Annotated in this window: 22 protein-coding genes; 21 read left to right on the top strand and 1 reads right to left on the bottom strand. The window is 58.7% G+C overall.

What is annotated here, in order from left to right:
* The first annotated feature begins 2 nt into the window (after positions 1 to 2).
* The 5 genes from flhC to cheW all read left to right on the top strand — a co-directional run bounded on the left by flhC (position 3) and on the right by cheW (position 5078).
* Entirely contained in the window at positions 3 to 581 is a 579-nt protein-coding gene (flhC, locus tag G7090_RS14285) for a flagellar transcriptional regulator FlhC (protein WP_166182856.1), read from the top strand.
* A 123-nt stretch (positions 582 to 704) separates the two neighbouring features.
* On the top strand, positions 705 to 1592 hold the full coding sequence (motA, locus tag G7090_RS14280; protein ID WP_032611994.1) for a flagellar motor stator protein MotA: 888 nt from the start codon (positions 705 to 707) through the stop codon (positions 1590 to 1592).
* Positions 1589 to 2518: a flagellar motor protein MotB gene (gene motB, locus G7090_RS14275; protein ID WP_166182855.1), complete on the top strand. Its 930-nt coding sequence runs from the start codon at positions 1589 to 1591 to the stop codon at positions 2516 to 2518. Before motA ends, motB begins: the two co-directional genes overlap by 4 nt.
* Before the next feature lie 4 nt (positions 2519 to 2522).
* Entirely contained in the window at positions 2523 to 4553 is a 2031-nt protein-coding gene (gene cheA, locus G7090_RS14270) for a chemotaxis protein CheA (RefSeq protein ID WP_166182854.1), read from the top strand.
* Positions 4554 to 4574: 21 nt separating this feature from the next.
* A complete protein-coding gene (gene cheW / locus G7090_RS14265) occupies positions 4575 to 5078 on the top strand; it encodes a chemotaxis protein CheW (RefSeq protein ID WP_032611989.1) in 504 nt (167 codons plus the stop codon).
* Positions 5079 to 5677: 599 nt separating this feature from the next.
* On the opposite strand, the gene G7090_RS14260 is transcribed toward cheW, so the two are convergent.
* Positions 5678 to 6937 carry a dicarboxylate/amino acid:cation symporter gene (locus G7090_RS14260; RefSeq protein WP_166182853.1) on the bottom strand — a complete coding sequence of 420 codons (1260 nt, stop codon included), beginning with the start codon at positions 6935 to 6937 and terminating at the stop codon, positions 5678 to 5680.
* Positions 6938 to 7362: 425 nt separating this feature from the next.
* Here G7090_RS14260 and G7090_RS14255 point away from each other — a divergent pair, with 425 nt between their 5' ends.
* The 16 genes from G7090_RS14255 (at position 7363) to G7090_RS14180 (ending at position 23904) form a co-directional block, all read left to right on the top strand.
* Positions 7363 to 7932: a spore coat protein U domain-containing protein gene (locus tag G7090_RS14255; RefSeq protein ID WP_166182852.1), complete on the top strand. Its 570-nt coding sequence runs from the start codon at positions 7363 to 7365 to the stop codon at positions 7930 to 7932.
* Between the two features lie 84 nt (positions 7933 to 8016).
* Positions 8017 to 8496, top strand: coding sequence for a spore coat U domain-containing protein (locus G7090_RS14250; protein ID WP_370635158.1), 480 nt, complete (start codon positions 8017 to 8019; stop codon positions 8494 to 8496).
* A 55-nt stretch (positions 8497 to 8551) separates the two neighbouring features.
* The gene (locus G7090_RS14245) at positions 8552 to 9271 is read left to right on the top strand and encodes a molecular chaperone (RefSeq protein ID WP_242685385.1); all 720 of its coding nucleotides are present in this window, start codon (positions 8552 to 8554) and stop codon (positions 9269 to 9271) included.
* Positions 9247 to 11631, top strand: coding sequence for a fimbria/pilus outer membrane usher protein (locus tag G7090_RS14240; RefSeq protein WP_166182849.1), 2385 nt, complete (start codon positions 9247 to 9249; stop codon positions 11629 to 11631). The genes G7090_RS14245 and G7090_RS14240 overlap by 25 nt, the downstream gene beginning before the upstream one ends.
* Positions 11628 to 12593, top strand: a complete 966-nt coding sequence (locus tag G7090_RS14235) for a spore coat U domain-containing protein (RefSeq protein ID WP_166182848.1) — start codon at positions 11628 to 11630, stop codon at positions 12591 to 12593. Before G7090_RS14240 ends, G7090_RS14235 begins: the two co-directional genes overlap by 4 nt.
* Positions 12594 to 12676: 83 nt before the next feature.
* Entirely contained in the window at positions 12677 to 14332 is a 1656-nt protein-coding gene (gene tar, locus G7090_RS14230; protein WP_106993352.1) for a methyl-accepting chemotaxis protein II, read from the top strand.
* Positions 14333 to 14376: 44 nt separating this feature from the next.
* Positions 14377 to 15978 (top strand): methyl-accepting chemotaxis protein IV, encoded by a 1602-nt coding sequence (tap, locus tag G7090_RS14225; RefSeq protein ID WP_166182847.1) that lies wholly within the window; start codon positions 14377 to 14379, stop codon positions 15976 to 15978.
* Between the two features lie 23 nt (positions 15979 to 16001).
* Positions 16002 to 16871, top strand: coding sequence for a protein-glutamate O-methyltransferase CheR (gene cheR, locus G7090_RS14220; protein WP_106993350.1), 870 nt, complete (start codon positions 16002 to 16004; stop codon positions 16869 to 16871).
* Positions 16868 to 17917, top strand: a complete 1050-nt coding sequence (locus G7090_RS14215) for a chemotaxis response regulator protein-glutamate methylesterase (RefSeq protein ID WP_166182846.1) — start codon at positions 16868 to 16870, stop codon at positions 17915 to 17917. The genes cheR and G7090_RS14215 overlap by 4 nt, the downstream gene beginning before the upstream one ends.
* 16 nt (positions 17918 to 17933) lie before the next feature.
* Positions 17934 to 18323, top strand: a complete 390-nt coding sequence (gene cheY / locus G7090_RS14210; protein ID WP_032611971.1) for a chemotaxis response regulator CheY — start codon at positions 17934 to 17936, stop codon at positions 18321 to 18323.
* 10 nt (positions 18324 to 18333) lie between these two features.
* On the top strand, positions 18334 to 18978 hold the full coding sequence (cheZ, locus tag G7090_RS14205; RefSeq protein WP_106993348.1) for a protein phosphatase CheZ: 645 nt from the start codon (positions 18334 to 18336) through the stop codon (positions 18976 to 18978).
* Positions 18979 to 19295: 317 nt separating this feature from the next.
* Positions 19296 to 19520 (top strand): hypothetical protein, encoded by a 225-nt coding sequence (locus G7090_RS23805; protein ID WP_166182845.1) that lies wholly within the window; start codon positions 19296 to 19298, stop codon positions 19518 to 19520.
* A gap of 77 nt (positions 19521 to 19597) precedes the next feature.
* Positions 19598 to 20161 (top strand): AlpA family transcriptional regulator, encoded by a 564-nt coding sequence (locus G7090_RS14195; RefSeq protein WP_166182844.1) that lies wholly within the window; start codon positions 19598 to 19600, stop codon positions 20159 to 20161.
* Between the two features lie 131 nt (positions 20162 to 20292).
* Entirely contained in the window at positions 20293 to 21441 is a 1149-nt protein-coding gene (gene flhB / locus G7090_RS14190) for a flagellar biosynthesis protein FlhB (RefSeq protein WP_106993563.1), read from the top strand.
* A complete protein-coding gene (flhA, locus tag G7090_RS14185) occupies positions 21434 to 23512 on the top strand; it encodes a flagellar biosynthesis protein FlhA (protein ID WP_166182843.1) in 2079 nt (692 codons plus the stop codon). The genes flhB and flhA overlap by 8 nt, the downstream gene beginning before the upstream one ends.
* Positions 23512 to 23904, top strand: coding sequence for a flagellar protein FlhE (locus G7090_RS14180; RefSeq protein WP_166182842.1), 393 nt, complete (start codon positions 23512 to 23514; stop codon positions 23902 to 23904). The genes flhA and G7090_RS14180 overlap by 1 nt, the downstream gene beginning before the upstream one ends.
* Positions 23905 to 23959 lie beyond the last annotated feature (55 nt).

The following is a 23959-nucleotide window of genomic DNA, read 5'->3' as shown; positions in this document are numbered from 1 at the left end:
TTATGAGTGAGAAGAGCATTGTTCAGGAAGCGCGTGACATTCAACTGGCGATGGAGCTGATTACGCTTGGTGCTCGTTTGCAGATGCTTGAAAGCGAGACACAGCTGAGCCGTGGTCGTCTTATCAAACTGTATAAAGAATTACGCGGTAGCCCGCCGCCAAAAGGCATGCTGCCGTTTTCTACCGACTGGTTTATGACGTGGGAGCAGAATATTCATGCTTCCATGTTCTGTAATGCCTGGCAGTATCTGCTCAAAACCGGCTTATGCACCGGCGTTGATGCAGTCATTAAAGCGTACAAACTGTATCTCGAGCAGTGCCCGCAGCCTGAAGAGGGTCCGCTGCTGGCACTGACTCGTGCATGGACGCTGGTGCGTTTTGTTGAGAGCGGATTGCTTGAATTATCTCGCTGCAACTGCTGCAGCGGTAACTTTATCACCCACGCTCACCAGCCTGCCGGCAGCTTTGCCTGCAGTTTGTGCCAACCACCGTCTCGCGCGGTAAAAAGACGTAAACTTTCCCGGGATGTTGCCGATAGTAATCCACAACTGCTGGATGAACAGATCAAACAGGCTGTTTAACCCGAACGTACGGGCAAGACTCCAGCAGCGGTAAGCAATTACCGCTGCTTTTTTTTGCCCCGCGAACAGGTAAACCCCCGAACTGTGTCCTCTGGCTAAAGTCACTAGCGGAAGGATGATGTCGTGCTTATCGTATTAGGTTACCTGGTAGTTCTCGGTACAGTTTTCGGCGGTTACATGATGACCGGCGGGCACCTTGGGGCACTCTATCAACCGGCCGAGCTGGTTATAATCGGCGGTGCAGGGGTGGGTGCATTTATCGTTGGCAACAACGGCAAGGCGATCAAGGGAACGTTAAAAGCGTTGCCGTTACTGTTCCGTCGTTCGAAATACACCAAAAGTATGTATATGGACCTGCTGGCGCTGCTCTATCGCCTGATGGCCAAGTCGCGTCAACAGGGGATGTTCTCTCTGGAACGTGATATTGAGAACCCGAAAGAGAGCGAGATCTTCGCCAGCTATCCGCGGATCCTGGCGGACTCGATGATGCTCGAATTTATCGTCGACTATCTGCGTCTGATCATCAGCGGCAACATGAACACCTTCGAAATCGAAGCGCTGATGGATGAAGAGATCGAAACCCACGAAAACGAAGCGGAAGTGCCGGCCAACAGCCTGGCGATGGTCGGCGACTCCTTGCCGGCGTTCGGTATCGTGGCGGCGGTGATGGGGGTGGTTCACGCTCTGGCCTCTGCGGATCGTCCGGCGGCAGAGCTGGGGGCGCTGATTGCCCACGCCATGGTGGGGACCTTCCTCGGGATCCTGCTGGCGTACGGTTTTATCTCTCCGCTGGCCACCGTATTACGCCAGAAGAGTGCTGAAACCACCAAAATGATGCAGTGCGTCAAAATCACGCTGCTCTCCAACCTGAACGGTTATGCTCCGCCGATTGCGGTAGAGTTTGGCCGTAAAACCCTGTACTCCAGCGAGCGTCCGTCGTTTATCGAACTCGAAGAGCACGTGCGCGCGGTGAAGAACCCAAACCAGCAGACGAGCACTGAGGACGCATGAAAAATCAGTCCCATCCCATCGTCATAGTCAAAAAGCGCAAGCACAAAGGCCACGGGGGCCATCATGGTGGCTCCTGGAAAATCGCCTATGCGGACTTTATGACCGCGATGATGGCGTTCTTCCTGGTGATGTGGCTGATCTCTATCTCCAGCCCGAAAGAGCTGATTCAGATAGCAGAGTACTTCCGCACCCCGCTGGCGACCGCGGTGTCGAGTGGTCCGCGTATCTCCAACAGCGACAGCCCGATCCCGGGCGGTGGGGATGACTACACGCAGAAGCAGGGTGAAGTGAAGCGCGAGCCCAACATTGATGAGCTGAAAAGACGTATGGAACAGGCGCGCCTGAAGAAACTGCGTGGCGATCTGGATCAGCTGATCGAAGCGGATCCGAAGCTGCGTGCCCTGCGTCCACACCTGAAGATCGATCTTGTTCAGGAGGGGCTGCGCATTCAGATTATCGACAGCCAGAACCGTCCGATGTTTAAAACCGGCAGCGCCGACGTGGAACCCTATATGCGCGATATTCTGCGCGGGATTGCTCCGGTGTTGAACGGGATCCCTAACCGAATCAGTCTCTCCGGTCACACCGATGACTTCCCTTACGCCGGTGGCGAAAAAGGGTACAGCAACTGGGAGCTCTCTGCGGATCGTGCCAACGCATCCCGTCGTGAGCTGGTGATCGGCGGACTGGACGATGGCAAGGTGCTGCGGGTTGTCGGCATGGCCGCCACCATGCGTGTGACCGACCGCGGACCGGAAGATGCCATCAACCGTCGAATTAGTCTCTTAGTGCTCAACCAGCAGGCGGAGCAGGCCATCCTGCATGAAAACGCCGAAAGTAAAAATGAGTCACTGGATGATTTAAAACAGCCAGGCCCTGTGCCGTCGGCTGCCGTTCCAACATCGCCACCAGCCAATCCGAGGTGATAGCGTGAGCATGGATATTAGCGATTTTTACCAGACGTTTTTTGATGAAGCCGACGAACTGTTGGCGGATATGGAGCAACATTTGCTGGACCTGGTGCCCGAGGCACCGGATTCAGAGCAGCTCAACGCCATATTTCGTGCAGCCCACTCCATAAAAGGAGGCGCCGGTACGTTTGGCTTTACCATTCTGCAGGAGACGACCCATCTGATGGAGAACCTGCTGGATGAGGCCCGACGCGGTGAGATGCAGCTCAATACCGACATTATTAACCTGTTTTTGGAAACGAAAGATATTATGCAGGAACAGCTCGATGCCTATAAAAGCTCGCAAGAGCCGGATGCTGCCAGCTTCGAATATATCTGCCACGCCCTGCGTCAGTTAGCGCTGGAAGCCAAAGGTGAGACGGCAGCCGTGGCCGTCAGCCCGGCAAAACTGAGCGTCGTTGATGCCGCCCCGACGGCCGCGCCAGCCCTTGACGACCGCGTGCGCGTGGTGCTCTCCGGTCTGAAAGAGAGCGAAGTGAATCTGCTGGAAGAGGAGCTGAGCAATCTGGCGACGCTGAGCAACGTGGTAAAAGGCAAGGACACGCTGGCTGCGACCCTCGATGGCGGCATCGGCAAAGATGACGTGGTCGCGGTGCTCTGCTTTGTGATTGAGCCTGAGCAGATCGACTTTGAAGCGGTTGCGGATGCACCGGTTGCCGAGGCTGCCGACGTCGCTGAGGTGGTCGAAGCCGCGCCTGCGGTACCGGCAGTGGCACCGGCGGCACCCGCGCTGAAGGCCGTTCCGGGCGAAGCCGCTGCACCAAACCGTGGCGAACGCGAAAAACCGGCCGCCCGCTCCAGCGAATCCACCAGTATCCGCGTAGCGGTAGAGAAGGTGGATCAGCTGATCAACCTGGTCGGCGAACTGGTGATCACCCAGTCGATGCTGGCCCAGCGTTCTAACGAGCTGGACCCGGTAAACCACGGGGATCTGATCACCAGCATGGGCCAGCTGCAGCGCAACGCCCGTGACCTGCAGGAATCGGTGATGTCCATCCGTATGATGCCGATGGAGTACGTCTTCAGCCGCTTCCCGCGCCTGGTGCGCGATTTGGCCACCAAGCTGAATAAGCAGATCGAACTGACGCTGATGGGCAGCTCCACCGAGCTGGATAAGAGCCTGATTGAGCGCATTATCGACCCGTTAACGCACCTGGTGCGTAACAGCCTCGACCATGGGATCGAGCTGCCGGAAAACCGCGTTGCCGCAGGCAAATCCCCGGTCGGGAACCTGATCCTCTCTGCGGAACACCAGGGCGGGAACATCTGTATCGAAGTGACCGATGACGGCGCAGGCCTGAACCGTGAGCGCATCCTGGCCAAAGCGATGTCGCAGGGGATGGCGGTCAACGAAAACATGACCGACGAAGAAGTGGGCATGCTGATCTTCGCTCCGGGCTTCTCTACCGCCGAGCAGGTGACGGACGTCTCCGGCCGTGGCGTGGGCATGGACGTGGTGAAACGTAACATCCAGGAGATGGGCGGCCACGTTGAGATCAAGTCGAAGCAGGGGTCCGGTACAACCATCCGTATCCTGCTCCCGCTGACGCTGGCGATCCTCGATGGCATGTCGGTCAAAGTGGCGGGCGAAGTGTTTATTCTGCCGCTGAACGCGGTGATGGAATCACTCCAGCCGCGTGAAGAAGATTTACATCCGCTGGCCGGCGGTGAGCGCGTACTCGAAGTGCGTGGCGAGTACCTGCCGCTGGTGGAGCTGTGGAAAGTGTTCGACGTGGACGGCGCCAAAACCGAAGCCACGCAGGGGATCGTAGTGATCCTGCAGAGCGCGGGTCGCCGCTATGCGCTGCTGGTCGATCAGCTGATTGGTCAGCATCAGGTGGTGGTGAAGAACCTTGAGAGCAACTACCGCAAGGTACCAGGTATTTCAGCCGCCACCATCCTCGGGGATGGTAGCGTGGCGCTGATCGTTGATGTTTCGGCGCTTCAGGGATTAAATCGTGAACAACGTATGGCGCACACAGCCGCCTGATTCAGTTAAGAAGGTAAAAAAATGACCGGTATGAGTAATGTAACCAAGCTGGCCGGCGAGCCATCAGGGCAGGAATTCCTGGTTTTCACTTTAGGTGACGAAGAGTACGGTATCGACATTCTGAAAGTGCAGGAAATCCGTGGCTATGATCAGGTGACCCGCATCGCCAACACGCCTGATTTCATCAAAGGCGTGACCAACCTGCGTGGCGTTATCGTGCCTATCGTCGACCTGCGCGTGAAGTTCAGCCAGGGCGACGTGGAGTATGATGACAATACCGTGGTGATCGTCCTCAATCTGGGCCAGCGCGTGGTCGGGATCGTTGTTGACGGGGTCTCTGACGTGCTCTCCCTGACCGCCGAGCAGATCCGCCCGGCCCCGGAATTTGCTGTGACGCTGTCCACCGAATACCTGACCGGTCTGGGTGCGCTGGGCGATCGTATGCTGATTCTGGTGAACATCGAGAAGCTGCTGAACAGCGACGAGATGGCGTTGCTGGATGTGGCAGCGAGTCACGTAGCTTAATTTCGTAAATGTAACATTCGTGGGCTTTTCCGTTCACTTTAAGAACGGGGAATATGTTACTTGCACAGCCCGTGAACGGGATAAGGGGGCCACCGCGGCCCCCTTATCAATCCCCGCGGCCCCGCGACGAAATCGGTGCTTCGCACTACGCTCACCTCACGACCTGCTGTCTGCGGTCGGCTCAACTCGACATCCTGTCTCGATTCGCCTCTGGCCGCCATCCATGGCGTCCAGCCCTTGCCATCCGGTCTCCGGTTCGCCGATTTCAGCGGGGACTCAACACCCGTGCCACATTCAGGCGACGGAGAAGCTGGAGGGGGTAATAGTCCGGCTGAAAATCGCTGAGGCGTTGACCGCAGGCCGGGGCGAGGCGCATGGATGCGCCGAGAGGGCGTGACCTACAGGGATGTAGGATCACGCCCGACCCGATAGCCGAAGGGAATAAGCCGAAGGGACCGCGAAGCGGCGATTTTCTTTGCCGGGAGCCGGGATTGTTAAGGGGGCGGCGATAGTCCCCTTAACACGTTCACCGCAGCGGGGAGTACATATGGCGAAAGAGTTATAGTGAACGGAACGTTTCCACAATTTTTACATAAGACTTAAGCTTCCTGGCTAGCCAGCTCCACCTCATCCTCCAGCAGCCCCTCATTCTGCGCCAGCATCGCCGTCGCCACGCCGTTCCCTAACACGTTAATCGCTGACCGCCCCATATCCAGGAAGTGATCGATCCCCATCAGCAGCAAAATCCCCGCCACCGGAATATGGAAACTCGGGATAGTCGCCGCCAGCACCACCAGCGCCGAGCGCGGTACCCCGGCAATCCCTTTTGAGGCCAGCATCAGGGTTAACATCAGCACCGTGATTTCCGAAAACGTCAGCTGAATATTGTACGCCTGGGCGATAAACATCGAGGCAAACGAGCAGTAGACCATCGACCCCACAAGGTTAAACGAATACCCAATCGGCAGCACAAACGAGACGATATTGCGCGAGCAGCCAAAGCGGGTCAGCTGCTCCAGCGTTTTCGGGTAAGCCGCTTCCGAACTGCTGGTGGTAAAGGCCACCAGGACAGGATCTTTCAGCATGCTCACCAGACGGAAGATCTCGTTTTTCAGCACCATATAACCCACCGCCACCAGCACCAGACAGGTGAGGACGATCGCCAGGTAATACCCGCCAATAAACGAGGCGTAGTTGAGCAAAATCCCCAGCCCCTGGGTGGCGATCACCGAGGAGATGGCGGCGAAGATCGCCAGCGGCGCAACGTACATCACGTAGCCGGTCACTTTCAGCATGATGTGGGAGACCACGTCCAGCGCGGCCACCAGCGGGGCGTTAAACTTCTCCCCCAGCGATGCGCCGCCAATGCCGAAGAACATCGAGAACACCACAATCTGCAGGATCTCGTTATTGGCCATCGCCCCGACGATGCTGGTGGGGATGGTGTGGGAAAGGAAACCTTTCAGCGACATCCCCCCCGTCGCCAGCCCGGTCTCGACCGTACCGGCCGGAACGGCCAGATTCAGGCCGCTGCCCGGGTGGAGCAGGGTGACGATAAACAGCCCGACCAGGATGGAGAGCACCGACGAGCTGATAAACCACACCATCGCTTTACCGCCCACGCGGCCAATGGTGGCGGTCTCACCCAGACGCATGATCCCCACCGTCAGGGTGCTGAACACCAGCGGCGCAATGACCATTTTAATCAGGCGTAAAAAGATATCGGTTAATAACGTGATGTTATCTGACCAGGCTGCGATTGCGTCAGGGGACGCGTACTCATGAATGACTGCCCCGGACAGGATGCCCGCCAGCATAAAGACCACGATGAAGATCGTGAGTCGGTTTGCACTTGCCACCAAAATACCTCATTAACGAAAAGGTGAAATTAAACAGCTGATGTATCTAATTTTAATTATTCAGCACATGAATGATTCATAACCTACGTTGAAGTAAAAAAGCGCGCTTTTCAATATTTTTTTAATATTTATCAGTTTTGTTAATGGCTGCGTGACGATATATTGTGATGTAGATCACATTACAATCAATATATCCTCCCGGTTTGTTTAAAACGCGGCGGGTTACATTGCGTATCTACATGTTTTAATAAGTAAAAAAGTGTCAATACGGTAATTGTATGAGTATTGTTGCAAAAAGTTGTTGAGATTGTATCCATAAAATAAATTTCACAATAACCACCCTGGCAGTGGCCTGATGGGTGCTAACAGACTGAGCGTTATCAAAAAATTGATAACTGCACGTGACATTTTCTGGAGGGTGGAAAATGAATAAAAAGCTCCTGATGCTGTTTTCCGGCGGCGTTCTGGCGATGGCAGCCGGCAATAGCCAAGCCGTTACCAGCAGCGGCACCATCGGCGCAACCCTGACGTTAACCAACGGTTGCCTGATTAACGGCTCGCCAACACAGGACGGCATTAACTTCGGTACCCTTGATTTCGGTACCCATCCGGCGACCTTCTCCACGCTGACCACCCAGTTGACCGGGGCCAGCGGCGGCAACACCTTCACCATTCAATGCACCACCGCCAGCTATACGGTAGCGATCACCGGGAATACCAACTCGACGGCTCCCGGCACCGTAGTCGGCACGCCGGGTACTCCCGCGCGCTATCTGGTGAATACATCCAATACCAGTCAGGGCGTGGCCTACAGCCTCTTCAGCGACGGCGGATTTAACAACATCATCGCCAACAACGCCCCGTTGCCAGTGACCTCCACCGCCGGGGGCGTTGACAGCTACACCCTGTACGGCCGCATCACCGGCGGGGGCAACAGCGTCACCGTGGTGCCAGGCACCTACACCGACACCATCAACGTCAGCGTCACCTATTAGCGCCAGCACGTTTTAATGCGCGTGAATAACCAAAAGCTCCATCACCGGGGAGAGGGACAACTGCGCGCTCTTTTTAGCCTGAGCATGCTGCTGCTTGCGGCGGGAACCAGCGAGGCGGTGACGACGCAATCCTTTCAGGTGAGCGCCACCATCACCCCCGGCTGTTCCGTCGCCGCAGGCAGCGGTGGCCTGCTGGGCACCCTGAACTTTGGCACCCACAGCGGGGTGGCGCGGGGATCGGTGAATACCAGCTTTGTGCCGAACGGTTCGCTGTCCATCGCCTGTACGCCTGGCGTGGCGCTGAGCATGAGTATCGACGGGGGCCAGTATTACACCTCGGTGCGCAATATGCAGCGCTCCGGGGCAACCGATCGGGTGGCGTACCGTCTGTACAGCAGCAGTTCCCTGGCGGCCAACAGTGAGATCGGGGTCAACCAGGCGGTGTCAGTGACATACACCAACAGCAACAACATTGCGCTACCGCTCTTTGGTGTGGCGCTTCTGACCGGGTTCAGCCCGGCTGGAAATTATTCCGATCAACTCACCGTGACCCTGTCGTGGTGATAAAGGGAGAAGGACGATGAAGGCACTTTCGGGAACTCGTACGCTCTGTCTGCTGATGGCGCTGGGTGCAACGCTTAACACTGCCCACGGGGCGGCCACCATTCTGCTGTGGCCTATCGACCCGTGGCTGTCGGCGGATACCAAAGCCACGGAGCTGTGGGTACAGAATCAGGGCAACAGCGCCACCACCATGCAGGTGCGAATTGTTCGCTGGCGTCAGGAGAATGGTCTTGAACGCTATACCGCTCAGCAGGAGGTGGTCGCCAGTCCGCCGATCGTCACCATTGCCAAGGGCAGCAAGCAGTTAATCCGCCTGATCAAACAGAGCGAGGTGCCAGCCGGCGTCGAGCAAGCCTACCGTATTATCGTGGACGAAATCCCTCAGCCGCAGGATAAGGCGACCCCGCAGATGGGACTCAAACTGCAGATGCGTTACTCCATACCGCTGTTTGTCTACGGGCAGGGGATCGCCACCATCAAGGATGGGGTGCACCACGCCCTGGCCGAGACGCGGGATCTCAACTGGCGGGTGATCCGTGAGAATGGCCAACCCGCTCTGCAGGTCCGCAACCAGGGCAATGTGCATGTCCGCCTGAGCCAGGTCACGCTGCAGCAGGGGGGACAAAATCGTACCCTCGCGGATGGCCTGCTGGGTTACGTGCTACCGGGCAGCGCCCGTAGCTGGCCGCTTCCGTCAGGGATCAGCCAGCCGAACCAGATGCGTGCGGAAATTAATGCCCGGGATACGCAATGGCAGTCGGCCCCCGTCAACTGAAGCCGTCGATGCTTATCCTGCTCTGCGTCAGCTCCGCAAGCTGGGCCGATCCTGGTGATGATATGCTGCCTCCACCGCCGGTGCCGCAGTCGGTCAATGACGAGGCGGTGTTCCAGCTGGTGCTGGTCGTTAACCATTATGACACCGGGCTGGTGGTGCCCGTCACCCGGCGGCAGGAGGAGTATCTGGTCGCCAGCGCCGATCTGCGCCGCGCGGGTTTGCCCGCCGAACAGGTCCCGCCGGGAGAGGTGAACGTCAGCCGCCTGCCGGAGGTGCGCACCGAGTACGACAGCACCGGGCAACGGCTGTTGCTCAGCGTGCCGCGAGAGTGGATCGGCGCCCGCGTCACCCCCTTCAGCGGGCAGATGGCGCGCAGCACGCCCCATTTTGGCAAAGGGGCGCTGCTCAACTACGACTTCTATACCAACCACACCGAACACAGCGGCGGTCAGGCCTCCCTGTGGCATGAGTTGCGCTATTTTGACGACCGGGGATCGTTATCCTCCACCGGTTACGTGCGGAAAAACCTGTCCGGCGGCAGCGGGCAGCAGGAGGGGTACGTGCGCTACGACACCACCCTGATGATCACCGACGAAGAGAATGCCACCACCTGGACCGCCGGGGATGTGATCAGTGATGCTCTGAGCTGGAGCAGCAGCGTGCGCATGGGCGGCATCAGCTATGGCCGCGATTTCTCCCTGCGCCCGGACCTCGTCACCTGGCCGTTACCGGAATTCTCCGGTGAAGCGGCGGTACCTACCTCGGTGGATCTGTTCGTCAACGGCTACCGCGCGGGCTCGACCCGTTTGCAGCCGGGACCCTTCACCCTCACCAATCTGCCTTACATCAACGGCGCCGGGGATGCGGTGCTGGTCACCACCGATGCGCTGGGTCGTCAGGTGAGCACCACCATGCCGTTCTACGTCACCAGCGATCTGCTCCGCCAGGGACTCAGCGACGGAGCCATGACCCTCGGCAGCCTGCGCCGCAACTACGGTATCGAGAATTTTGACTACGGCCCGGCGGCGGGCAGCGGCTCGTATCGCTACGGCCTTACCGACTGGCTGACCCTGGAAGGGCACGTCGAAGGGGCGGAGGAGCTGGCGCTGGGCGGGGCCGGAACCATCGTCAAACTCGGGCGGCTGGGGGTAGTGAACAGCGCCTGGACCCAGAGCAAAATGCGCGGCGACACCGGCGGGCAGGTCAACTGGGGCTACCAGTACAGCACTAACGCCTTCAGCATTGCCACCCAGCACAGTCGTCGCGATCGCGGCTTCGGCAACCTCGCCCTCTACGATCAGCCCACCGTTTATGATGAATATAACCAGCCTATCGCCACCCTGAGCCGCAATACCGATCAGTACTCCCTGACTTTTAACCTCGGTGACTACGGCAATATTGGTGCGGCATGGATCGGAGTGCAGAGTTTCGACGATCAGAAAACCGAGCTGCTGAACCTCTCCTGGAGCCGTAACCTGTGGGGCAGCAGCAGTATTTACCTCGCTGCCAGCCGGGATCAGCAGCAGGGCGACTGGACGGTGGCCCTGTCACTGCAGATCCCCCTCGGCGAGCGCGACAGCGCCGCCATCACCCTGGAAAACACCCCGGATGCAGGGAGCACCCAGCGCCTCAACTACAACCACTCGATGCCCACCGACGGCGGCTTCAGCTGGAATATGGCGTGGGCGCGCCAGTCGCAGGCCAGCAACTATCAGCAGGCCACGCTGGGCTGGCGTAATAACAACATCGAGCTGCAGGGCGGCGGCTACGGCGACCGCGACATGATGACCTGGTGGGGCGAGGCGATGGGCGCAGTGGTGCTGATGGACGGCGAGCTGTTTGCCGCCAACAAAATCAACGACGCCTTCGTGGTGGTCAGCACCGACGGGCAGCCGGACGTGCCGGTGAGCTATGAGAACCAGCCGGTGGGTAAAACCAACCGCAACGGCTATCTGCTGATCAGCGGCGTATCGGCCTATTATCCGGCCAGCTACAGCATTAACACTCTCAATTTACCCGCCGACACCCGTCTGAAAGAGACCGAGCGCCGGGTCGCCCTGCGGCGCAACAGCGGCTATCTGGTCGACTTCCCGATGGAGCAGGAGCGGGTGGCCAGTGTGATCCTTCATGACGGGGCAGGGGAAGCGATCCCCCTCGGCAGCCAGGTGCGACGCCAGGGGCGGGAGCCGGTGGTAGTGGGCTATGACGGACTCGCCTGGCTGGAGGATCTGGCGGACGTCAACCCGCTGGAGGTCATCACCCCGGACGGCAAAGGCTGTCGTATTACCCTGACCCTGACGGCGAACCCGGAGCATAAGCTGCAAACCTACGGACCGCTGACCTGTCGGGTGGCACCATGAAACGCCTCCTGCTGCTGGTGATGCTGATACTGTTTTCGGCGACCAGCTGGGGAGCGTGCCGGGTCAGCACCGTCAATGCCAGCTTTGGCAGCGTCACCTCGTTTGCCCTCAGCGGCAGCAATGAAGTGGCCACCACCGGGACGCTGGTGGTGAACTGCGATACGGTGCTCAACTTGCTGACCAACGATACGGTGACGCTCAACTTCACCGGCGCCTCCATCGCCGCCAGCAGTCGCGGGACGATGAAGCGTACCGATAATGCCACCATCACCGACGTGATCCCCACTCGCCTGTGCGGCCAGACTACCTGCAACGCCAGCAGCGAAGTGCAGATCGGCAAAGCCTATACCTGGAGCGGTTCATCGCTGCTGGGCCTGCTTGGGTCAAGGCAGTACAACATCCCGCTCTATTTTCGCACCGTCGCCGGGCAGAACGTCAGCGCCGGGCCCTATCAGGTCACCCTCAATTTCAACGTCAGCTACAGCGTCTGTGCGCTGGGGGCGCTGGGGCTCTGTACCTCCGCACAAACCGGTACCACACCGGTCAGCCTGACCCTCAACATGACGGTCACCAACGACTGCAGCGCGATGACCACCCCAAACGTCAACTTCAACAGCGCGCCGCTGGTGCAGAATTTCCCCACCGTCTCGCAGGCCATCTCGGTCACCTGCACCAAGGGCAGCGTCTATACCATCGGCATTAATAACGGCGCTAACGCCAGCAATAACGTGCGCCGGATGGCCAGCGGCAATAACCGCATGAGCTATGAGATCTATAAAGAAGCTACTGCCAATCGCTGGGGCAGCAGCGGCAGCGAACGCTGGTCCAGCGGTGCCTCCTCCCAGGTGAGCGCCGACGGGCTGCTGCGCAGCTACAACTACACCGCTCGCGTCCTGACCACTCAGGCCACCCCACCCGCCGGTAACTACAGCGACACCCTGGTCGTCGACGTCGCGTTCTGACCCTCGCTTTTCCCTTTCGCAAATGTAAAGTTCCTTCCAGTTGTGCCGATAACACCGAGAACAAATTCATAAGAAGGTGTTGTATGTTGAACCGTATGCGCGTTGTCACAATGCTGATGCTGGTGCTGGTTGTCTTCGCACTGCTGCAGCTTATTTCCGGCAGTCTGTTTTTCTCATCCATTAAGGCTAACCAGGACAGTTTTGCGGTTTCTAACCAATTCCGTGTTCAACAAAGCGAAATCACCTCCAGCTGGGATTACCTGCTGCAAACGCGCATCAACCTGAGCCGTGCCTCCGCGCGCATGGCGACGGATCCCTCTAAGCCGCAACCTGAGCTGATCAACAGCGCGCGCACCACGCTGGCGGAAGCGGACAAACACTTCAAGGCCTACAGTGCCATCACGCCACAGCCGTCGATGGCGCAAGTGAGCCAGACCATCAATGACAAATATCAGGACTATGCTGCGGCCCTGACGGAGCTGATCCAGTTCCTTGAGAGCGGCAATATGGACGCCTATTTTGCCCAGGCCACCCAGTCAAAGCAGAACGCGCTCGGTACCGCCCTGCGGGATTATGTCTCCGCGTCTGATGCCCGCAACCAGGAGGCGTTCAACGCCAGCGTGGCGGATTACACCTTTGCCAAATGGCAGATGGGGATCCTCGCCCTGGCGCTGGCGATCGTGCTGGTCGGGGTCTGGTACGGTATTCGCCATACCCTGCTTAATCCGTTGAACCGCGTTATCGAGCACATTCGTCAGATTGCCAGCGGCGATCTGACCCATACCCTGGCGATTGCCGGACGCAGCGAAATCACCCAGCTGGCGGTTACCGTTGACCATATGCAGCGCTCCCTGAGCGAGACGGTGGCTAACGTGCGCCAGGGCTCGGATGCCATCTACACCGGCACCAGCGAAATCGCGATGGGCAACAACGATCTCTCCTCCCGCACCGAACAGCAGGCGTCGGCCCTGGAAGAGACCGCGGCGAGCATGGAGCAGTTAACTGCCACCGTGAAGCAGAACGCCGACAACGCCCGTCAGGCGTCACAGCTGGCGAACAGCGCCTCAGAAACCGCTCAGAAAGGCGGCAAGGTGGTGGATGGGGTGGTGAAAACCATGCACGACATCGCCGGGAGTTCGAAGAAGATCGCTGACATCATCAGCGTGATCGACGGCATCGCCTTCCAGACCAACATCCTGGCGCTGAACGCCGCGGTTGAAGCCGCCCGTGCCGGTGAGCAGGGGCGTGGTTTTGCCGTGGTGGCCGGTGAAGTGCGTAACCTCGCCAGCCGCAGCGCCAATGCAGCGAAAGAGATCAAAGCCCTGATTGAAGATTCTGTCGCGCGCGTGGATACCGGCTCGGTGCTGGTGGAAAGCGCGGGAGAAACCATGAATGACATCGTTAACGCGGTAACGCGCGTGACCGACATCATGGGGGAAATCGCCTCGGCCTCGGATGAGCAGAGTCGTGGTATCGACCAGGTCGCCCTGGCGGTATCGGAAATGGATCGCGTCACACAACAAAACGCCGCGCTGGTTCAGGAGTCCGCCACCGCTGCGGCGCAACTGGAAGAGCAGGCGAGCCGTCTGAAGATGGCCGTTTCGGCGTTTCGACTTACTTCTGCACCTGGAAAAACGGGGTCATCGCGTGCCAGCCATCAGCCGGCAGCGCCGGTCAATGCACCGGCGCAGGTACGCGCGCTGACCACCGGAAAAGATGAGAACTGGGAAACATTTTGATCGAACGTTAAATCGCGGCTGCTGGCCGCTAAATGGGAGCGTGGATGTTTAATCGTATTCGTATCTCGACCACCCTGTTTTTGATTTTGATTGTCTGCGGGGTGTTGCAGGTTGGCAGTAATGGCTTGTCGTTTTGGGCTTTTCGCGATGGTTATCAGAATTTGCAGGAGATGCAGGACAGCAACCAGCAGCGGGCGTTGCTTACGCAGAGCCGCGCCGTTCTGCTGCAGGCCAGCACGGCGCTGAATAAAGCGGGCACCCTGACCGCGCTGAGTTATCCGCCTGATGATATCAAGGCGCTGATGACTACCGCGCGCAGCAGCCTGAAACAGGCTGACGGCATGTTCAAAACGTTCAACGAACAGGCGGCGATCAGCGCCAAAGACGGCGAGCTGAAAAAAGCGATGCAGACCGCCTTTAGCCAGTGGTACAGCGATCTGGATCATCAGGCTACCTGGCTGGAAAACAACCAGCTGTCAGATTTCCTCACCGCGCCGGTGCAGGCGTCGCAGGCGGCCTTTGATGCCAGCACCGAGGCCTGGCAACAGGAGATTAACCAGTTTGTGCAGGCGGCGGGTAACGACAGTCGCACCAGCTACCACATGTCGGGCGTTATTTTCGCCACCATGATTGTGCTGACCGCGATCCTGACCAGCGCCGCGCTGTTCTGGTCACGCAGAATGATCGTCCAGCCGCTGGCGATTATCAGCAGCCATTTCGACAGCATCGCGAAGGGCGATCTGGCGCGGCCGGTGGCGGTGTACGGCAAGAATGAAATTTCGGCAATTTTCGCCAGCCTGAAAGCGATGCAGGGCTCGCTGCGCGAAACGGTGTCCGAGGTGCGTCAGGGTAGCTATGCCATGCACACCGGGATCTCCGAGATTGCCGAAGGCAATAACGATCTCTCATCGCGCACCGAGCAGCAGGCGGCGTCCCTGGCGCAAACCGCGGCCAGCATGGAGCAGTTGACCGCCACCGTCGGGCAGAACGCCGACAACGCCCGTCAGGCTTCCGGTCTGGCGAAAAGCGCGGCGCAGACGGCGAAGAAGGGCGGCGAGCAGGCGTCCCACGTGGCGAATACCATGAATCAGATCGCCACCAGTTCGCAGAAGATTGGCGACATTATTAGCGTTATCGACGGCATCGCCTTCCAGACCAATATTCTGGCGCTGAACGCCGCGGTGGAAGCCGCCCGTGCGGGCGAGCAGGGGCGTGGCTTTGCGGTGGTGGCGGGTGAAGTCCGTAACCTTGCCAGCCGCAGCGCCAACGCGGCGAAAGAGATCAAGGTGCTGATTGAAGAGTCGGTCTCCCGGGTGCAGCAGGGCTCAGAGCTGGTGGATACCGCCGCGAAAACTATGACCGAGATCGTCAGTTCGGTCACCCAGGTGAACGACATCATGGGTGAAATCGCCTCGGCATCCGATGAGCAGCGACGCGGTATTGAGCAGGTGGCGCTGGCAGTGAGCCAGATGGATCAGGTGACACAGCAGAACGCCGCGCTGGTAGAAGAAGCCGCGGCCGCCACCGACCAGTTAGCGGGCCAGGCGGATCATCTCACCTCGCTGGTCGCAGTATTTAATGTGAATGAACGTAGTGAAACAGTTACAGAAGTCGGGCGGTCGCAGGCCGTACCAGTCGGAACCTGAACGTGATTAAGTAAGAAGGCGCTATGACATCACCACTGCCCTCAGGGCAATCGTCATTATTGTTACAGATGACACAGCGCCTCGCGCTGTCCGATGCGCATTTCCGTCGGATATGTCAGTTAATCTACCAGCGCGCGGGGATCGTGCTTGCCGATCACAAGCGGGACATGGTCTACAACCGTCTTGTGCGTCGCTTGCGGACGCTCGAACTGGATGATTTTGGTCGCTACCTCGGCATGCTGGAAGCGAACCCGAACAGCGCGGAGTGGCAGGCGTTTATCAACTCGCTGACCACTAACCTGACCGCCTTTTTCCGGGAAGCACACCACTTCCCGGTGCTGGCGGACCATGCGCGTCGCCGCAGCGGCGGCGAGTATCGCGTCTGGAGTGCGGCGGCCTCGACCGGCGAGGAGCCTTATTCGCTCGCCATCACCCTGGCCGATACCCTGGGAACCGCGCCGGGCCGCTGGAAGGTCTTTGCCAGCGACATCGATACCGAAGTGCTGCAAAAAGCGCAGAGCGGTATCTATCGTCAGGACGAGCTGAAAACCCTGTCGCCGCAGCAGCTTCAGCGCTACTTCATGCGCGGCACCGGTCCGCACGACGGGCTGGTGCGGGTGCGTAGCGAACTGGCGAATGCGGTGGAGTTCTCCATGCTCAATTTGCTGGAGAAGCAGTACAACGTGGCAGGACCGTTTGACGCCATTTTCTGCCGTAATGTGATGATCTATTTCGACAAAACGACGCAGCAGGAGATCCTGCGCCGCTTTGTACCGTTGCTCAAGCCGGACGGATTACTGTTTGCCGGGCACTCGGAGAATTTCAGCAATCTCGTGCGCGAATTCAGCCTGCGTGGGCAGACGGTATATGCGCTGAGTAAGGATAAAGCATGAGTAAAATCAGGGTCTTGTCAGTTGATGATTCGGCGTTAATGCGCCAGATCATGACCGAAATTATCAACAGCCACAGCGACATGGAGATGGTGGCGACGGCCCCCGATCCGCTGGTAGCCCGGGATTTGATCAAAAAATATAACCCCGACGTGCTGACCCTCGATGTCGAAATGCCGCGCATGGATGGTATCGACTTCCTCGAGAAGTTAATGCGTCTGCGTCCGATGCCGGTGGTGATGGTCTCTTCCCTGACCGGCAAAGGCTCCGAGATCACCCTGCGGGCGCTGGAGCTGGGGGCGGTGGATTTTGTCACCAAACCGCAGCTCGGTATTCGTGAGGGGATGCTGGCGTACAGCGAGATGATCGCGGAAAAAATTCGCACCGCCGCCAGGGCGCGGGTGGCCATGCACAAGCCGATGGCCGCACCCGCCACCCTGAAAGCGGGCCCGCTGTTGAGCTCGGAAAAACTGCTGGTGATCGGCGCGTCGACCGGGGGAACAGAGGCAATTCGCCATGTACTCCAGCCATTGCCGCTCTCAAGCCCCGGTATTCTGATTACCCAGCACATGCCGCCAGGCTTTACCCGTTCCTTCGCCGAGCGTCTGAACAAGCTGTGTCAGATCAGCGTGAAAGAGGCGGAAGATGGCGAGCGCGTTCTGCCGGGGCATGCCTATATCGCCCCGGGAGACAAGCATATGGAGCTGGCGCGCAGCGGTGCGAACTATCAAATCAAGATTCATGACGGGCCGCCGGTTAACCGGCACCGTCCGTCGGTGGATGTGCTGTTTCATTCGGTGGCGAAACATGCGGGGCGCAACGCCGTTGGGGTGATCCTGACGGGGATGGGCAACGACGGCGCCGCCGGAATGCTTGCGATGCACCAGGCTGGCGCCTGGACCATCGCGCAGAATGAAGCAAGTTGTGTAGTGTTCGGCATGCCGCGCGAGGCCATCAATATGGGTGGCGTTAGCGAAGTGGTCGATCTCAGTCAGGTTAGTCAGCAGATGCTGGCAAAAATCAGTGCCGGACAGGCAATACGTATTTAACGAGGAGTGTAGTTTTATGGCGGACAAAGAGCTCAAGTTTTTGGTTGTGGATGACTTTTCCACCATGCGTCGCATCGTGCGCAACCTGCTGAAAGAGCTGGGTTTTAATAATGTTGAAGAAGCGGAAGACGGCGTCGATGCGTTGAACAAACTGAATGCCGGCGGCTTTGGTTTTGTCATTTCCGACTGGAACATGCCAAACATGGATGGTCTGGAACTGCTGAAAACCATTCGTGCGAATGCCGCGATGGCCTCTATGCCTGTGCTGATGGTGACGGCCGAAGCAAAGAAAGAGAACATTATTGCTGCGGCACAGGCTGGCGCAAGCGGGTATGTGGTGAAGCCATTCACCGCTGCAACTTTGGAAGAAAAACTCGGTAAGATCTTCGAGAAACTCGGCATGTGAGGTACGGGAGATGATGCAGCCTTTGATTAAACCCACGGATGAGCATTCACCCGGCGATATAATTGCCCGGATCGGCAGTCTGACGCGCATGCTGCGCGACAGCCTGCGTGAGCTGGGACTGGATCAGGCGATTGCGGAAGCGGCGGAAGCGATTCCCGATGCCCGCGACCGTCTTGATTATGTTGTGCAGATGACAGCCCAGGCGGCAGAGCGTGCGCTGAACAGTGTTGAAGCGTCGCAGCCACATCAGGATGAGATGGAAAAGGGCGCGAAAGCGCTGACCAAACGCTGGGACGAGTGGTTCGAGAACCCTATCGAACTGTCCGATGCCCGCGAACTGGTTACCGATACCCGCCAGTATCTGGGCGACGTACCGGGCCATACCAGCTTCACCAACGCGCAGCTGCTGGACATCATGATGGCGCAGGATTTCCAGGACCTTACCGGTCAGGTTATCAAGCGCATGATGGACGTGATCCAGGAGATCGAGCGTCAGCTGTTGATGGTGCTGCTGGAGAACATGCCGGAACCTTCCGCGCGTCCGCAGCGCGAAAACGAAAGCCTGCTGAATGGCCCGCAACTCGACACCACCAAAGCCGGTGTCGTGGCAAGCCAGGATCAGGTCGACGACCTGCTGGACAGCTTAGGCTTCTGATAGCCTGGCGGCGCTTCGCTTGCACAGGCCTTCGGTGTTCCAGGCCGGGTAAGCGCAGCGCCACCCGGCAGAAATGCCACCTGTAAAGGTGGCGTTTTTCTTTATGCATCTGTTTCATCGCTTTTACGATAATCCTTCCAGAACCAGCAATCTGTCACGACTTCCGTTATTTCACATTCAGCCATTCTGATAGTCTCAGCAGGGTCTGCTGCTGGCCGTAGACAGCATGCGACGGGAGGGTAGCGACATGTATGCGTGATAAAAATCACCGTTGACACATGTCAACACTCGTAATAGGATCCTGGCAACGGAGGCGAATGAAGAAACATCCGAACAAGCATATTCAGGAGGCAATTGAATATGCCCTGAGGAATGGTTGGGTTTGGGTTCCTCCCGGTCATTCAGCGCACTGTTTCTGCAGGTTACGCTGTGGTAATCCAGAAGGTGAACATCGGGATCACCAAATGAGCGTATGGTCGACGCCGAAAAACGCTGAAAACCATGCCATGCAAATCATTCGCAACGTAAAACACTGCCTTTGATTTTGCCCGGTAAAGGGTGGCTGCTGCTGCTCTTTACCGAATACGAGACAATCTCTGACGAAAAACAAAGAGGTATTATGGCGCTTTATAACTTCACTCTGACCCTCTCAGGCGTAACTCACGAGACTGAAGGGCTGGAGGATGCGCTGTACGAAAGCGGATGCGAAGATGCGCTGATCTGCGCTTATGGCAACTCCGTCTATGTCGAGTTTGACCGTGAAGCTGGCTCCCTGGATGAAGCCATCTCCTCAGCGGTAAACAATATCGAATCAGCCGCCATCGGCGCTATCGTAGAGTCTGTCGACTCCGCCCTGGTCGGTTTGAGCGACATAGCCGAAATGACCCACATGTCGCGCCAGGCGATCGCCATGTTGAAAGACGGCACCCGCGGTAGCGGCGATTTTCCTTGCCCCATCCAGCGCATCAAAGGCCAGTCTCCGTTGTGGGACTGGGGCGACGTGGCTCACTGGCTGGCAACCAATGGCCGCTTAAACCAGGACAGCGAGCTGGTGGTTAACGCGCGTCTCCTTAGTAAGTGGAACCTGGTTCTCAGAAACAGCGCCTCAAAAGACTTTGAAGAAATTGCGGCTCTCGCCGCATCACTGGTGGCACGCCGCCGCAAACAGGCGGCATGTGCCTGAATAACCGCCTCCGATAACCCTGACTGCGCCGAAAGGCCTAAATCAGCCCTTTTATCGCCGCTTATTAGCCCATTGTTCATCCGCGGCTTTGGCATCATAGCGTCCAGACCTCTACCTGCGAGATGCTTGCCGTGGCAGAAGACAGCGACGACAAAACAGAAGCCCCCACACCCCACCGACTTGATAAAGCGCGTGAGGAAGGGCAGATACCCCGATCCAGAGAACTCACCTCCCTGCTGATTTTGTTGGTGGGCGTGTGCATTATCTGGATCGGTGGGGAGTCCCTTGCCCGCAGACTGGCGGGCATGCTCTCGGCCGGATTGCGCTTCGATCACAGCATGGTTAACGACCCGAACCTGATCCTCAGCCAGATTATCCTGCTGATCAAAAGCGCGATGGTCGCACTGCTGCCGCTGATCGTCGGGGTGGTGCTGGTGGCGCTGATATCGCCGGTGATGCTGGGCGGGCTGGTGTTTAGCGGTAAATCGCTGCAGTTTAAATTCTCCAAACTCAACCCGCTGCCCGGGATCGCCCGGATGTTTTCGGCGCAGACCGCCGCCGAACTGTTGAAAGCGCTGATGAAAGCCACGCTGATGGGCAGCATGGCCGGATTTTTTATCTGGCACAACTGGCCGGAGATGATGCGCCTGATTAGCGAATCGCCCCTTACCGCGATGAGCAACGCGCTCAACCTGGTGGGGCTCTGCTCGCTGCTGGTGGTGCTGGCGATTATCCCGATGGTGGGGTTTGACGTCTTCTTCCAGATCTACAGCCACATTAAAAAGCTGCGCATGTCCCGCCAGGACATTCGTGATGAATACAAACAGATGGAAGGCGACCCGCACGTCAAAGGGCGTATTCGCCAGATGCAGCGTGCCGCCGCCCGTCGCCGGATGATGGAAGATGTGCCGAAGGCGGATGTCATCGTCACCAACCCGACCCACTACTCCGTTGCGCTGCAGTATGACGAAAACAAAATGAGCGCGCCGAAGGTGGTGGCGAAAGGGGCAGGGCTGATTGCCCTGCGGATCCGTGAAATTGGTAATGAAAACCGTATTCCGATGCTGGAGGCCCCGCCGCTGGCGCGTGCGCTTTACCGCCATGCGGAAATTGGACAACAGATCCCAGGTCAGCTGTATGCCGCTGTGGCGGAAGTGCTGGCATGGGTGTGGCAGTTGAAACGCTGGCGTCTGGCTGGTGGACAACGGCCTGTCAAACCTGAGAATCTCCCGGTGCCTGCAGCGCTGGATTTTATGAACGAGAAGGACACTGATGGCTAATCTGGTGGCAATGTTGCGCTTGCCGAGCAACCTGAAATCGACCCAATGGCAGATTATGGCCGGGCCGATCCTCATCCTGCTAATTCTGTCGATGATGGTATTGCCGCTTCCGGCATTCATCCTCGACCTGCTTTTTACCTTCAACATTGCGCTCTCGATCATGGTGCTGCTGGTAGCGATGTTCACCCAGCGTACCCTCGAGTTTGCCGCGTTCCCGACCATTCTGCTGTTCACCACGCTGTTGCGCCTGGCGCTGAACGTGGCCTCCACCCGTATCATTCTGATGGATGGCCATACCGGCGGTGCGGCGGCAGGTAAGGTGGTTGAGGCCTTCGGCCACTTCCTGGTGGGCGGCAACTTCGCCATCGGTATCGTGGTGTTCATCATCCTCGTGATCATCAACTTTATGGTTATCACCAAGGGTGCGGGACGTATCGCCGAAGTGGGTGCACGTTTCGTGCTGGACGGGATGCCGGGCAAACAGATGGCGATTGACGCCGATCTGAACGCCGGAATTATCGCGGAAGATGAAGCCAAAAAACGCCGTTCAGAAGTGACCCAGGAGGCGGACTTCTACGGCTCAATGGACGGTGCGAGTAAGTTCGTTCGCGGGGATGCCATCGCCGGTATTCTGATCATGGTCATCAACGTGATCGGCGGCCTGCTGGTGGGGGTACTGCAGCACGGGATGGACATGGGTCATGCGGCAGAGACCTATACGCTGCTGACCATCGGTGATGGCCTGGTCGCCCAGATCCCGGCGCTGGTGATCTCCACCGCGGCCGGTGTGATCGTGACCCGCGTCGCCACCGATCAGGACGTCGGTGAGCAGATGGTGAGCCAGCTGTTTACCAACCCGAACGTGCTGATGCTGTCAGCGGCGGTACTGGGGCTGCTGGGCCTGGTGCCGGGTATGCCAAACTTCGTCTTCCTGCTGTTTACCGGTGCGCTGCTGGGGCTGGCCTGGTGGCTGCGCGGGCGCGACACCAAACCGAAGGCCGAGCCTGCGCCGATTAAAATGCCGGAAAACACCCAGGCGGTGGAAGCTACCTGGAATGACGTTCAGCTGGAAGATTCCCTGGGGATGGAGGTGGGCTATCGCCTGATCCCGATGGTCGACTCCCAACAGGACGGCGAACTGCTGGGGCGTATCCGCAGTATCCGTAAGAAATTCGCTCAGGACATGGGCTTCCTGCCGCCGGTGGTGCATATCCGTGACAATATGGACCTGCCCCCGGCACGCTACCGCATCCTGATGAAAGGGGTGGAGATTGGCAGCGGAGATGCCTATCCAGGGCGCTGGCTGGCGATTAACCCGGGCACCGCGGCAGGCACGCTGCCGGGGGAACAAACTATCGACCCGGCCTTTGGCCTGGCGGCCATCTGGATCGAAAGCGCCCTGAAAGAGCAGGCGCAGATCCAGGGCTATACCGTGGTGGAAGCCAGTACCGTGGTGGCGACCCACCTGAACCATATTATTGGCCAGTTCTCGGCGGAGCTGTTTGGTCGCCAGGAGGCGCAGCAGCTGCTGGATCGCGTGACCCAGGAGATGCCGAAGCTGACCGAAGATCTGGTCCCGGGCGTGCTGACCCTGACCACGCTGCACAAAGTGCTGCAGAACCTGCTCGACGAGAAGGTGCCGATCCGCGATATGCGTACCATCCTGGAAACGCTGGCGGAGCATGCCCCACTGCAAAGCGATCCGCACGAGCTGACGGCGGTGGTGCGCGTGGCGCTGGGTCGTGCCATCACCCAGCAGTGGTTCCCGGGGACCGGCGAAGTGCAGGTGATTGGTCTCGATACGCCGCTTGAACGTCTGCTGCTGCAGGCCCTGCAGGGCGGCGGCGGGCTGGAACCGGGGCTGGCGGATCGTCTGCTGGCGCAAACCCAGGAGGCGTTACAGCGTCAGGAGATGCTCGGTGCGCCGCCGGTGCTGCTGGTGAACCACGCCCTGCGTCCGCTGCTGTCGCGCTTCCTGCGCCGCAGCCTGACGCAGCTGGTGGTCCTGTCGAATATGGAGCTGTCGGACAATCGTCACATCCGCATGACCGCCAGCATTGGAGGCCAGTGATGCGTAAATTACTCTGGTTACTGGCGCTGCCGATGATGGCGCAGGCCGCAGGCGAGGGGGCCTGGCAGGACAGCAGTATCGGCCTGACCCTCAACAACCGCGGCGTGGCGGCCTCGTCACGCCCGCTGTCGGCAAAGCAGCCGGTCTCGGGGTTGATGACCCTGGTGGCCTGGCGCTATGAGCTGAACGGCCCGATCCCCGCCGGTCTGCGGGTGCGGTTGTGCTCTCAGGCACGCTGCACCGAACTCGACGGCGCCAGCGGCACCACGCATGCCTTTAACAACGTTCCGGCGGCCGAGCCGCTGCGCTTTATCTGGGAAGTACCCGGCGGCGGTCGCCTGATCCCCGCCCTGAAGGTGCAACGCAACGAAGTGATCGTTAATTACCGCTAACCGCCCGCTTTTTCGCCAGTTATCAGTCCATTCTGATGACTGGCTCGCATAATTG

This window comes from Leclercia sp. 29361, from assembly GCF_011290365.1.
GTDB classification, from domain to species: domain Bacteria; phylum Pseudomonadota; class Gammaproteobacteria; order Enterobacterales; family Enterobacteriaceae; genus Enterobacter; species Enterobacter tamurae.
Note: the sequence above shows the minus strand (reverse complement) of the source record. Positions and strands in the feature narration are given on the sequence as shown.